This is a genomic window from Psychrobacter fozii, from assembly GCF_003217155.1.
Classification (GTDB): Bacteria; Pseudomonadota; Gammaproteobacteria; order Pseudomonadales; family Moraxellaceae; genus Psychrobacter; species Psychrobacter fozii.
Genome location: NZ_QJSU01000014.1, coordinates 23,072 through 36,069, shown reverse-complemented (window position 1 = coordinate 36,069; position 12,998 = coordinate 23,072). Strand labels below are relative to the sequence as shown.

Sequence of the window (12,998 nt, the reverse complement as noted above, 5' to 3'; positions counted from 1 at the left end):
GAATTCAGCTTAAACTAAAAGGACTGAGTCCTGTGCAATACAGAACTCAGTCCTTGATATAAACTTAAACCGTCCAATATTTGGGGGTCAGTTCAGTTAAGGTGGTTTTTTGCTATTAACATCAGGCTACTGACAAGAATTGTTTTGCAAAGCCAGATACCTTCTCCAGCATAATAGGCTCATCAACTCCCTTTTTTATTCAGTATTGTACTTAGATAATTTGCCCAATATTAAGGTTTTTTATATCTAATTTATAAAACTAGAAAGAAGTACGACGATAGTTACGGTATTCAGGTAACCAAAAGTTCGCTTTCAACCGGCGTTGTAAGTTCTCCGCTGTGATAGGGAGTGCCAGCTTATCTTGAGCCGCCTGCAATGCCACGGCATACGCTATTTTTTCACTGATCTCTCTGATAACTTTAATCGGCGGTAGGATGGCACCAGGTGCTTTTTCGTATTCCATGGATATATCTGCAAGGGCTTGGCTTGCCGCCGTTAGCATATTATCGCTGATACCCGTCGCACGTGCTGCTAAAACACCTAGACCAATACCGGGGAAAATATAGCTGTTATTACACTGAGAAACCTCAAAAGACTGACCGTTATAAGTGGTATGAGGAAACGGACTACCCGTTGCAACAATTGCCTTACCTTTACTCCAATTCATGACTTCTTGCGGCGTCGCTTCAACACGAGAAGTTGGATTTGAAAGTGGTAGTACAATTGGGTGTTCAGTATTAGCACATAGCGATTCGATGACCTCTTGGGTGAACAGACCTTTTTGTCCGCTAACACCAAATAATACGGTAATTTTTGCTTGTTTAACCACTTGTGCTAAGCCGAGTTTCTTACTTTTATCCCAGCTTGCAACAGCTGATTCTTTTTGTACTAACGGTTCTTGAAATTTTTGTAGCTCTGTCATACCATCTGTCAATAAACCATAGCGATCAACCATGAATACTTGACTACGAGCTTGCTCTTCAGTCAATCCTTCACGCTGCATCTGACGAATAATATGCTCAGCAATACCACAACCAGCAGATCCTGCGCCTAAAAATGCGATATTCTGTTGGCTAAGTTTTTGACCTTTATTTAGACACGCTGCAATCAAAGTACCAACCGATACCGCAGCAGTCCCTTGAATATCATCATTAAAGCAGCATAGCTGATCACGATATTTATTCAATAACGGGGTAGCGTTTTCCTGAGCAAAATCTTCAAATTGCAATAACACTTCTGGCCAACGGCGCTTAACAGCTTGAATAAATAAGTCCACAAATTCATTATATTCATCGCCAGAGATGCGCGGATTTCTCCAGCCCATATACATAGGATCGTCAAGCAACTGTTGGTTATTGGTACCGACATCCAGCAGAATAGGTAGACAGTAAGCTGGGCTAATACCACCACAAGCCGTGTACAAAGACAACTTACCGATTGGAATGCCCATGCCGCCAATACCCTGATCCCCTAGGCCCAAGATACGTTCGCCGTCAGTAACAACGATCACTTTGACGTTTTGTTTGGTGGCATTTTGTAGCATATCGTCGATTTTGTGACGCTCAGGATATGAGATAAACAAACCCCGTTTACGACGATAAATTTGCGAGAATTTTTCACACGCCTGACCAACGGTTGGGGTATAAATGAGCGGCATGACTTCCTCAATATGCTGCTCAATGAGATGATGAAATAAGGTTTCATTGGTATCTTGGATGTTACGCAAGTAAATATGCTTATCCATAGCGTCAGTGAATGAGCTCAGTTGATGATAAGCACGTAATGATTGCTCCTCAATCGTTTCAATATTATGAGGTAATAGCCCCGTTAAATTAAAGCTACTACGTTCTTCTGATGAAAAAGCACTACCTTTATTCAGTAAAGGAGTTTCTAAAAGAGCGGGGCCAGCAACGGGAATATATAAAGGACGCTTGTTTGACATAATGTAATCTTCTTGTTAAAGGCGTATGAGTGAAAGCCATACTGAGTGAAAGCTATGCTAGTGCTGCATTATACATAGCATCGACTGGTATTTAACAATAGATAACAAAATCATTTTGAATAAGTGTGGCTCTAAGCTTGATAACACTGATACATTTACCGAGAAACAATATCGTTTTCTATGGATCTGCATGAAAGAAGTCAAATGCCAAGTCAACAATAACAAAGCATATGAAAGTTTTGTTTCTATCTAAACAGAGCATATGACATGGTAATGGTTTCTATATGTAGGTCGCGCCTTATATAAGCTTAACTATCTAAGACGGACTTAATTTAAACCATATAAAAAAGAAAGCCAGCGAGCTGCTGGCTTTCTTGATGCTTTGAACTGAAACTTTGTCTCTTATTGCTAATTATTGCTAACTATTGATAGATATTGCTCATGCACTCTTAACCTTTTAAAAGCTCTACTGATACCGATAGCGTGCAGAACGCGCATGCGCATCCAAATCCTCACGTTGAGCTAATATATCAGCAGTTTTAGCTAACGGCTTACTACCACTTTCACTACAGTAAATAATAGATGATTTCTTCTGGAAGTCATAGACACCAAGCGGTGAAGAAAATCTTGCCGTTCCTGATGTTGGCAACACATGGTTAGGCCCTGCACAGTAGTCACCAATAGCCTCAGGTGTATGACGACCCATAAAGATAGCACCAGCGTGGCGAATGTCATTAAGTAGCGCATCTGGATCATTAACAGACAACTCTAAATGCTCAGGTGCCACACGATTGATAACAGCCATGCCCTCACTACGGTCTTTCACTAACACTAATGCGCCACGATGTTTTAGAGAGTCTCGGGCAATATCGGCTTTTGGCAGATTATTTAACGCCTTCTCAATCTCGATTGCCACTGCTGCAAGCTGCTTAGGGCAGGTTGTCACAAAGATAGCTTGAGCCACACGGTCATGCTCCGCTTGCGACAATAAATCCATCGCTAACCAATCAGCACGGTCATCTGCTTCACCTTCCGCATACACGAGCACTTCTGATGGCCCTGCAATCATATCGATACCCACTTGCCCGAATACTGCACGCTTTGCAGCGGCCACAAACTTATTCCCAGGACCCGTAATTTTATCTACTTGCGGGATAGTCTCTGTACCATACGCCAATGCTGCCACTGCTTGCGCTCCGCCTATCGTAAATACTCGATCGACTTCTGCTAAATGAGCCGCTGCTAAAACCAGTTGATTGAGTACACCCTTAGGTGCTGGTACCACCATAATGACTTCTTTGACACCAGCCACCTTAGCAGGTATAGCATTCATCAAGACTGATGAGGGATAAGATGCTAGACCACCCGGTACGTAAATACCCACTCGATCAAGTGGTGTGACCTTTTGCCCTAGTCGATTGCCCAGCTCATCCTCATACTGCCACGTTTCTTGTACTTGGCGTTGATGAAAGTCTTTTACTCTTGTTGTCGCCGTGGTCAATGCAGTCTTTGCTTCATCGTCTAATGTAGCAAACGCTTCAGCCAAAGAGTCTTTAGACAACTCAAGCTCATGGATTGATGTGGCTGGATGTTGATCGAACTTCTGAGTTAGTGCCAGTACGATGCTATCACCATCGAGTCTAACTTGAGCAATGATGTCATCTACTGTCTTTAGTAAGTTGGCATCATTGACAGTTTCGAAGGCAAGCAAAGTAGCTAGCTGCTGCTCAAAATCTGTGTCTTGGGTACTTAACTGGCGCATAAGTCTAATCCTTAATGTTTGTAATTGATGTTGATAACTGATTGAACAAAACAACCTCAGCTCTAAAAAATTAAACTAGGCTGATAGATTCTCTTTGGTGTCTAACGTTCATTTAAATCACTTTGAGGGTAAAAGATTTAATAACTTTTGACTTACTCTAACAACTTGATCATCAGACAACGAAAAGCCGTATTAGCAAATGCGAATACGACCTTTCTGTTAACTCAAAGCAAAACTGATACTGATACTAAGGCATCAGCTTCACTTTTGGGTAAACCATATTGGCAGGAGATAAAACAAAGTCCAAAGTCTCTTTATTCATTAGCTTTTCACCTAAAACAATGTCGTAAACACTGCCGCCCGTTTCTTGCGCTTTTTTAGCCACATAAGACGAAGACTCATAACCTAAATGTGGATTCAGTGCGGTGACCAAGCCTATATTATTAAAAACCTCAACACGGCAAGCCTCATTATTCATCATAAGACCATCAATACAACGAGTCGCAAAAACCTCACAGACATTTGACAACATGCTCATGCCCGTAAATAAATTGAATGCCATGACGGGTTCGAATACGTTCAGCTGTAACTGACCACTTTCAGAGGCCATAGCGATAGCATTGTCTACCCCCATCACATGAAAGCAAGCTTGATTCACAACTTCTGGGATTACTGGATTTACCTTACCCGGCATAATCGAGCTACCAGGCTGCATTTCTGGCAGACGGTATTGAGCCAGACCTGCCCGCGGGCCAGACGTCTGTAAGCGCAAATCATTGGCAATTTTCGATAAGCGTGCAGCGAGTAAGCGTAAGTTGCCGGACAACGCCACATAAGGACTCGTGTCTTGCGTGGCTTCAATCAAATCTTCGGCGATGTAATAAGGTCTGCCTGTAAGCTCTTCTAATGTTTGTGCACACAGCTCTGAATAGCCAACAGGTGCGTTTAATCCCGTACCAATCGCTGTACCACCCATATTAATTTCGTGAAATAACACACGACTAGATTCTATACGAGCCATCTCTTTTTTGATCATTGTTGCAAAAGCATTGAATTCTTGACCGGCGGTCATAGGTACTGCATCTTGTAGATGTGTCCGACCCATTTTTAATTCATCAGCAAGCTCAATACTTTTATTTATGAAGCTGTCGTGTAGTACCTTCATCTTTTGTAGCAAGCGCGTACAGTAATCATCTAAAGCGACTTTCATCGCTGTAGGATAGACATCGTTAGTCGATTGTGAAAGATTGACATTATTATTTGGATGGACGTGCTGATAGTCGCCTTTCTGATAGCCTAAGATTTCCAACGCTCTATTGGCGATGACTTCATTGGCATTCATATTGGTTGAAGTACCTGCGCCACCTTGAAACATATCGACGATAAACTGGTCATGATATTTGTTATCGATCACATCATCACAGGCAGCGACGATAGCGTCTTTGATACGTTCATCGAGCACATCAACTTTATTATTAGCGATTGCCGCGGCTTTTTTTACGGTAGCCAGCGCTCTAACAAACGTAGAAAACTGATGCAAGCGTACACCACTAACGGTGAAGTTTTCGAAGGCACGTAAAGTTTGGATACCATAGTAGGCATCGGCTGGCACGTCACGATAGCCAATTAGATCATGCTCTTGGCGAGTAGCAGTATTCATCGGGTAAAACTCCTTTTTATAGAACCCTGATTAATGATAATGTGCTTATGTTGTCATTCGGTTGGAATGGCAATTGATAGCGTTACTTGGTTAAAGAAATCGTTGCTGCAGAGATGATATTGCTTTTTATACTGCTATCAGCATAACGAGCCCTGCGGTAAATCAATCTATGTTGCTTATGTCTCATCCATGTGTGACATAAGTAAAAATACTTTAAAAACGTGAAAATCGGTAAGGTGTTGGGTCAATTAAAGGTGTGTCACTTTGCATGACCATATCGGCAGCAAGTTGACCTGCAGCAGGCGACGTACCAAATCCATGCCCTGAAAACCCAGTCGCAATAGTCAAACCGGGGATTTTATCAATACGATCTATCACAGGGTTAGAATCTGGCGTTATATCAATCACACCAGCCCATTGTGTTTCAATCTCTGCATGCTCAAAACCCGACCAAGATGCACGTAGATTGTCTAAGGCATTGCCCGTCAGTACTTCATTTGACAGTGGATTCATGGCTCGAACTTTTTCAAAGGGCGATACACTGTCCTCTTTCCATTTTCGTGCTAGACGTAAATCATCCCAAAAGTATTTACCTAAGCCAATTTTTAAGAATTTATGCTGCCCCTTTAACGCAGGTAAAAACTTTAACCCTAGCAACAAATGGTCTATGGTTAATGGCGCATCTAACTTACCTCTTTGCGAAATAATATAACCACCATCTCTATGCTTTCTGAATGAAAAATCTGGGGCGCCTACAGAGGGGGCAAATTTAATATCCATTGGCTTGGTTTTCAACACCGAGCATATCGTTGGTAATGTCGGCAAATTGACGCCCAAATTGCCTAAGAATCTACGCGACCAAATCCCGCCCGCCAACAACACTTCTTGGCAAAGAATCTCACCTTGTTCAGTAATGACGCCAGACACACGCCCGCCTTTGGTGGCCAGCGTTCTGACCGCACAGTTTTCGATGATGACAGCGCCTTTGGCAATGGCGGCATTGGCAATAGCACTCGATGCCAATGTCGGCTCTGCGCGCCCATCAGATGCCGTATAAATCCCGCCCGCCCATTTGCCGCGACCGTTTGGCACGAGCTGGTCAATCTGCTTGGCCGTGACCATACGCGAATCAAGATTTAATGACTGTGTAGAGTTATGCCAACTCTCATACCCTGCTATTTCGGCAGGTGTTCTGCCAATAAACAAGATACCAGACTGACTATATCCCACATCAGCGCCTACTCTTTTGGACATCTCTGCCCACAACTTGTCAGAGGCTAGCGCCAAAGGCACATCATCAGAAAGACGATTGGTTTTTCGAATCCATCCCAAATTACGAGAGGACTGCTCACCTGCGATTCTTCCTTTTTCTAGTACCACGACAGGTACATTGCGTTCAGCAAGTGTTAAGGCGGCGGTCAATCCAACAATGCCGCCACCAATGATGACCACAGTAGTAGCATGCGGTAAATTGGTCGCAGGATTGATAATCGGTTTTATGATAGGTGCCATTAGAACCGTACTCCTTATGGCTTATGATTGGCCAATATTGATGGTAACTGTTTCTGCACTTGAGGCGCCTTTGAACGCAGTCACTTCTATCTCTACTTTGTAGATATCAGAACCCAGCGGTGGGCAGCTAACGGTAGTAGCAGGATCAACACCTCTAAATTTCTCCCCGACTATTTCCATAATATCCATTGTATTTTTTGGATCTTGAATGAAAACACGAGACATCACCACATCTGCCAATGACGCATCCACTGCTTTTAGCGCCCGTTCAATATTGGCAAATACTTGCAGAGTTTGTTCCTTCAAATCGTCTGGAATTTCTTTGGTCTCAGGACAACGGCCCGCTGTGTTAGAAACAAAAATCCAATTATCCACACATACTAGGCGTGAATAACTGCTGTGCTCTTCTAGCGCTGAACCTGTCTTTAATTTAGTAATTTTCGTCATTGTCATTCTCTCAGTTGAATGTAGTTAAAACACAATTTATAACTTATCAAAAGTTATAACGCTGTCAGGCTACGTAAATAAGTTAATAGCCTGAAATAAATAAGCTTAGCTAGATAGCACTACTTAACATAGGACCGGGGTGTCCCATAAGTTAAGCTTCACACCAATACCTTTTTCAATCGCGTTGCGATATACGACGGTCGCCCACGCCACATCTTCGATAGGCAAGCCACCAACAGACAAGATAATAATCTCATCGTCATTTTGGCGTGCAGGTGCATCACCACTGATAATTTTGGCTAAGTCTTCGATGTCTTCTTTTTTTAGAGCACCTTCATCAACCATATCCATGAACTTTACGCCAATGATTGGCACATAATTATGAGCAGGCTTATGGTCTGACTCCTCAAACCAAGCTTCATATAATCCAGTACAATCTAAAACTTTTCTGACATCAGAGGTAGCAAGCGCATCATCAATATTACAAGCCGCTGGCATCGCCATGAATGCGCCAGGTTTTAACCATTCTTTTTTAATAATGGGATAAGTTGCTGCATCACCAACGACACTTGAAGCACAATAAGTCACGATATCCGAGCCACGAACTAAGTCCTCTAATTCATCGACGATTTGCACGTCGATCTGTGGATGCGCTGCAGTCACCCAGTCTATAAACTTGTTTAAACTTTTTTGGCCTCGGCCCTTAATTTTTAAGGTGTCAATTTGAGGACACGTCACAACCAACGCACTTAGTGCCGTTCTAGCCATGACTCCAGGTCCTAAGATTCCGACCACTTTGCTGTCTTTCTTAGCTAAGTATCTCGCGCCTACACCAGAGATAGCCCCTGTACGATGCGCTGATAATAAGTTTGCTGACATCAAAGCTAAAGGTGCGCCAGTGTCCGTATCATTTAGCATAAAGGTGAGAATAGAGCGTGGCAGACCTTTACCTCTATTTTCTGTGTTTGAGCCGTACCATTTGACACCCGTCGTTTGAAAGCTACCGCCTAAATAAGCAGGCATCGCCATAAACCGTCGATCAGCCGTGTTTTTTGGCATATTAGGAAATGGAGATTCGTCAGGGAACATCATCATGGCGCCATGAGAATCATTATTAGGTCCAGCCATACGATAGTCACCGCTGTATAGCAGTTTGAACATATCGTCCATGGTATCTACGCATTGCGCCATGTCAGTCACGCCAGCCGCAATCATGTCTGGCTCTGATAAATAAATAAAATCAATCTTCGTATTGGCATATTCCGTTGTCATTTTATTCTCACTTCCTTATTGGTTTACGTTGCTTGCTGTCACTTAATAGTCACACACTACAAATCCTATAAATAGAATAAATCGGCAATAGAAAACCTAAAACCTGACTTTTTATAAGCAAGTTAATAATAAAATTATGAGGTGTTGGAATTGATGAATTGAAACGAATCAAGCGATATCAAAGAAGCGATCACAGCTAAGGAGATAGATTACTTTAGGAGAGATAATGCAGAAATATGCGGTCATCAATAGCTTGATGCCGTTCAATGAAAATAGGACGCTTAAAAATAGCAGATAATTAAAATACAGACGCCATAAAATTTCTATTTTATAACGATAACGGATTTATAGAGCGCAGCCCTAGAATTAAGCTCTGTGAATATACTTATTCAGCATATGCTGGAACTCTCTTGGACCTTGTCCATTGTATTGTTTAAATTGTCGAAAGAAATGTGCTTGATCTGAGTAACCAGTGTCGATTGCAAGATCGGTTAGGCGCTTGCAGTCATTTTGCATCAACCTATCTAATACGTGCTGATATCTCAAAATCAGATTGCAGGCTTTCGGAGAAAAACCATAATAATCATTAAAAGAGTTACCGATGGTTCGGGCAGAATAGCCACTTTGATGACATAGCTCAGTGATACTAATATTACCATGGTGCTTTAACATTAGCTTAATCAGTACGTGGTATAGCTTGGAGGACTCTAACAAATCTGTTTTTTGACTACAAGTTTGTTGGAAGGCGCTGATTTGTTGTTCAAAGCTTTGACAGTCAGATAACCTATCGACCAAAGAAGCGCCTAATACAGAAACATCCTGTAAAGGAATGCTTTGATCAATGATGTCTCCTGGCTTGATGGACAAAAAACTCGGCACTATACCAATTTGATAGCGTATGCCAAAGTATGAGCAGCCATGCTCAAAGACCATTTTTCCAAGCTTTCGCCAACTGCCGCAAGCCCATGCTTCAGGTTTGTCTTTGTGCAATTTAAAAATAATATCGATACTAGCATCTGGCACCACACTAACTGCATCCCCTTCTTTGTCTAAGGTAAAGCAATAAAAGTGGGTAATACCATCACGATTGATCTCTTTTTTTTGGTAGCTGTTTTGCGCATCTAATATAAAATACGGCTGAATTGGACTGATTAATTGAGTGTTCATGAGCCTCCCTGACGAATAGTAATAGGTATAAAAGGCTGGGAATGGCGACCAAAATAGCTGTTGGTCACCATTCTATGAGTCATTAAAGTATATACACTACAGCAACCCAAGTGAATAGCACCATTCCTATATTAATATGTGTAAAGGTAGGAATAACACTGTCTATCATATGATCATGCTGTCCGTCCGCATTCAAACCTGCTGTGACGCCCAGTGTAATACTAGACGCAGGCGAGCCTGCATCACCTAACGCTGCTGATGCCCCCAATATTGCCAAACTGGCTAATGGCGAAAAACCGAGTAATAACGCTAAAGGCAAATAGATAGGCGCAAGAATTGCAACTGAGGCAAATGAATCCCCAAAGCCGATGGTGATAAAGAGACCCATCAATATCATGACAGTGGCACCCATCACTCTATTGTCGCCAATGTAACTCATAAAAATCTCAATCAATGAGTTTACTTCACCAGTCGCAGTAATCACACCTGCAAAGCCAGTCGCCAGTGTAATGACGACACTGATTTCTGCCATCAATGCAACACCTTGAGTAAAGACACCATCTTGCTCATTCCAACGGAAAATACGAGAAAACGATAGGATTACAAAACCGATTAAAGCTCCTACTAATAATGAGTCATACATAATCTGTAAGGTTAAAGCGACACCAATCGAGATAAGCGTAATAGCAATCTGAAATTTATTGATGGGTTTGTCTGATTTAACTTTAGAGGTTAATACAGGAAGGTCTTTATACTCACGTTGTTTGCGATAAGTGATAAATACTGCAAACAACATGCCGGCAATAATACCCATCACTGGAAAAAACATCGCTTTGGGTGCCATACTGGATGTCGCAACAAAGCCTAAGCTTGCACCAACGTCATTGGCACTTGCCAACAATATTTGTTTGAGATACACGTCACCAAAGCCATACGGTATCAGTAAGTAAGCGACACTGATACAAGAGGCTAAAATACAAGCAACTGCACGGCGATCCATTTTCAACTCATTCATAATATGAATCAGTGGTGGTATGAGAATAGGAATAAAAGCGATATGTACAGGAACCAAGTTTTGTGACATCAAAGCGGCGACCGCAAATATAATAAACAGTGTCCACTTAATACTTTTATGTGCCGTAACCGTATTACTATCCATTTTTTTGGTGATTTTAGCTGCCAATAGCTCTAGTAATCCGCTACGAGCCAACGCTACTGCAAAGGCACCAATCATGATATAGGTAATACCAATTTGAGCACCTGAGAGCAAATTTTCATTAAAAGCGGCTAATGAATCCCCAAAAGAAAGCCCCGATTGTAAACCACCTAATAAAGCAGCCATAATAAGGGCAATGGGGACTGGCATTTTTATTAAACAAAACGTAACCATTAATATAATGGTTAGGGCGACGGCATTAATGTGAATACCAAGTAATAGCGATAAAAGATAGATCGCCACTATAATAATGAGTGTGGGCAGAGCCCTTTTTAATAGAAAATTTGGCGTGGGTGGGTTTAGAGTCATATTCATAAAATCCCTTAATATGATTAATAGCCAATGTGAAATATAAGATAAGTAGTATTAAAATTTAAAAGTAATTTATTCGCTCTGCGTTATGAATCAGAGCGAATAAATTATTAGCAACTTTTATTGATTGATAACATCCATGCCATCAATCAACGTAAATTTTTCTGAATATGACTGCTATGCCAAATAAAAATAACCATTGACCTTTACTTCAAGTACCAGCCCAAAGGCGCTTCACTGTGGTATGTCGTGATTTGTTTGGTTTCTAAATAATTATCAAGACCCCAAGTGCCCAACTCTCGTCCTATACCACTCTGTTTGTAACCACCCCAAGGCGCTTGTAAAAATAGCGGCTGTGAGCAATTGACCCAGATAATACCTGCTTGTAGATTTCGAGCGACACGGTTGGCTCTATCAATGTCTTTAGAAATAACACCAGCGGCCAGACCCAGCTCTGAGTTATTGGCACTTGCAACTGCTTCTGCTTCATCTGTAAAACGACGAAGGGCAACGACAGGTCCAAAAATCTCATCTGTCCAAATAGGATGATCTTCAGGAACATCGCCAAAAACGGTCGGCTCAATAAAATAGCCTTTATCAAATCCGCTGGCTCGTTTGCCACCAGTTAAGACGTTAACACCGTCAGACTTACCTTTTTCAAGCGTCGTCATAACAGCGTCATACTGTTTTTTATTGACGACAGGCCCTAGCTGAACCCCTTTATCCATACCATTACCAATAACGATTTTTTCAGCTTCTTGTACTAAGCGCGCTGTCAATTCATCATAGATGCCGTCTTGAACTAATACTCTTGAGGTTGCAGAACAGACTTGGCCTTGGTTCCAAAAAATACCAAACATAATCCATTCGACTGCTGTCTCAATATCGACATCATCAAAAATAATGAGTGGTGATTTTCCGCCAAGCTCAAGGCTAATTTTCTTCACCGTATTTGCAGCTGATCGCATGATCTGCTTGCCGACTGGGCCACTACCAGTAAAGGCAACTTTGTCCACAGCAGGATGCTCGCATAAGATCGGCCCTATTTTTGAGCCATGACCAGTGACGATGTTTAATACGCCATTAGGTAATCCAACTTTTTGACAGATACGACCCAGCTCTATGGCAGTCATGGAGGTGACTTCTGCAGGTTTTAATACCATCGTACAACCCGCTGCTAAAGCAGGAGCGACTTTCCACGCTGCCATATCTAGTGGAAAATTCCATGGAATAATGGCACTGACTACTCCTAATGGCTCTTTACGAACTAGGCAGCTATAACCCTCACTATGAATCTCTATTTCAGACTCTTGATTGTTATCAAAATCTTCTACTAGGTTGGCATAAAACTCAAAACAATCGATTACACCGTTCATATCCAACTGAGCTTCTGTAAAAGGCTTGCCGTTGTCTTGTACTTCTAACTGCGCCAAAAAATCCAAATTATCTCTGATCTCTTTGGCAATAGCGCGCAGATACTTCGCACGCTGTGAGCCTGTGAGTCCAGACCAACTACCATTATCGAATGCTTCTCTAGCGGCTTTAATAGCTGCTTCTGCATCTTCGACAGACGCGTTAGCAATGTCAGTAATCACACTTTCATTACTAGGGTCGATATTAGCGATAGTGGCTCCGGTTGATGGTGTCACCCATTTGCCGTCAATATAGAGTTCGTTGTATGTGTTCATCAATTATTCCTATAGAAATT

The 12,998-nt window shown here is 42.0% G+C and carries 10 protein-coding genes; 1 reads left to right on the top strand and 9 read right to left on the bottom strand.

Annotated features, from left to right (window positions below; genetic code table 11):
• The first annotated feature begins 2 nt into the window (after positions 1–2).
• Positions 3–62, top strand: a complete 60-nt coding sequence (locus DFP82_RS14975) for an IS3 family transposase (protein ID WP_077447752.1) — start codon at positions 3–5, stop codon at positions 60–62.
• A gap of 197 nt (positions 63–259) precedes the next feature.
• Here the strand turns inward: DFP82_RS14975 and DFP82_RS14145 are convergent, their stop codons facing one another.
• From DFP82_RS14145 to DFP82_RS14105, 9 genes are all read right to left on the bottom strand, one after another.
• Positions 260–1,942 carry an NAD-dependent malic enzyme gene (locus tag DFP82_RS14145; protein WP_110924365.1) on the bottom strand — a complete coding sequence of 561 codons (1,683 nt, stop codon included), beginning with the start codon at positions 1,940–1,942 and terminating at the stop codon, positions 260–262.
• Between the two features lie 466 nt (positions 1,943–2,408).
• Positions 2,409–3,704 carry a histidinol dehydrogenase gene (gene hisD / locus DFP82_RS14140; protein ID WP_110924364.1) on the bottom strand — a complete coding sequence of 432 codons (1,296 nt, stop codon included), beginning with the start codon at positions 3,702–3,704 and terminating at the stop codon, positions 2,409–2,411.
• A 247-nt stretch (positions 3,705–3,951) separates the two neighbouring features.
• A complete protein-coding gene (locus tag DFP82_RS14135) occupies positions 3,952–5,364 on the bottom strand; it encodes an aspartate ammonia-lyase (protein WP_110924363.1) in 1,413 nt (470 codons plus the stop codon).
• 213 nt (positions 5,365–5,577) lie between these two features.
• Positions 5,578–6,876, bottom strand: a complete 1,299-nt coding sequence (locus DFP82_RS14130; protein WP_110924362.1) for an NAD(P)/FAD-dependent oxidoreductase — start codon at positions 6,874–6,876, stop codon at positions 5,578–5,580.
• Between the two features lie 21 nt (positions 6,877–6,897).
• Positions 6,898–7,323 (bottom strand): RidA family protein, encoded by a 426-nt coding sequence (locus DFP82_RS14125; RefSeq protein ID WP_110924361.1) that lies wholly within the window; start codon positions 7,321–7,323, stop codon positions 6,898–6,900.
• A 123-nt stretch (positions 7,324–7,446) separates the two neighbouring features.
• A complete protein-coding gene (locus DFP82_RS14120; protein ID WP_110924360.1) occupies positions 7,447–8,595 on the bottom strand; it encodes an ornithine cyclodeaminase family protein in 1,149 nt (382 codons plus the stop codon).
• A gap of 366 nt (positions 8,596–8,961) precedes the next feature.
• Positions 8,962–9,762, bottom strand: coding sequence for a helix-turn-helix domain-containing protein (locus DFP82_RS14115; protein WP_110924359.1), 801 nt, complete (start codon positions 9,760–9,762; stop codon positions 8,962–8,964).
• Between the two features lie 82 nt (positions 9,763–9,844).
• A complete protein-coding gene (locus tag DFP82_RS14110) occupies positions 9,845–11,287 on the bottom strand; it encodes a Na+/H+ antiporter NhaC family protein (RefSeq protein WP_201589858.1) in 1,443 nt (480 codons plus the stop codon).
• A 209-nt stretch (positions 11,288–11,496) separates the two neighbouring features.
• Positions 11,497–12,978, bottom strand: a complete 1,482-nt coding sequence (locus DFP82_RS14105; protein ID WP_110924357.1) for an aldehyde dehydrogenase family protein — start codon at positions 12,976–12,978, stop codon at positions 11,497–11,499.
• Positions 12,979–12,998: the final 20 nt, after the last annotated feature.

Bases quoted from the DNA above. Each gene is read 5' to 3' on its own strand.
- DFP82_RS14130 (WP_110924362.1), bottom strand. From the start codon at position 6,876: ATGGCACCTATCATAAAACCGATTATCAATCCTGCGACCAATTTACCG.
- hisD (WP_110924364.1), bottom strand. From the start codon at position 3,704: ATGCGCCAGTTAAGTACCCAAGACACAGATTTTGAGCAGCAGCTAGCT.
- DFP82_RS14110 (WP_201589858.1), bottom strand. From the start codon at position 11,287: ATGACTCTAAACCCACCCACGCCAAATTTTCTATTAAAAAGGGCTCTG.
- DFP82_RS14135 (WP_110924363.1), bottom strand. From the start codon at position 5,364: ATGAATACTGCTACTCGCCAAGAGCATGATCTAATTGGCTATCGTGAC.
- DFP82_RS14125 (WP_110924361.1), bottom strand. From the start codon at position 7,323: ATGACGAAAATTACTAAATTAAAGACAGGTTCAGCGCTAGAAGAGCAC.
- DFP82_RS14115 (WP_110924359.1), bottom strand. From the start codon at position 9,762: ATGAACACTCAATTAATCAGTCCAATTCAGCCGTATTTTATATTAGAT.
- DFP82_RS14105 (WP_110924357.1), bottom strand. From the start codon at position 12,978: ATGAACACATACAACGAACTCTATATTGACGGCAAATGGGTGACACCA.
- DFP82_RS14145 (WP_110924365.1), bottom strand. From the start codon at position 1,942: ATGTCAAACAAGCGTCCTTTATATATTCCCGTTGCTGGCCCCGCTCTT.
- DFP82_RS14120 (WP_110924360.1), bottom strand. From the start codon at position 8,595: ATGACAACGGAATATGCCAATACGAAGATTGATTTTATTTATTTATCA.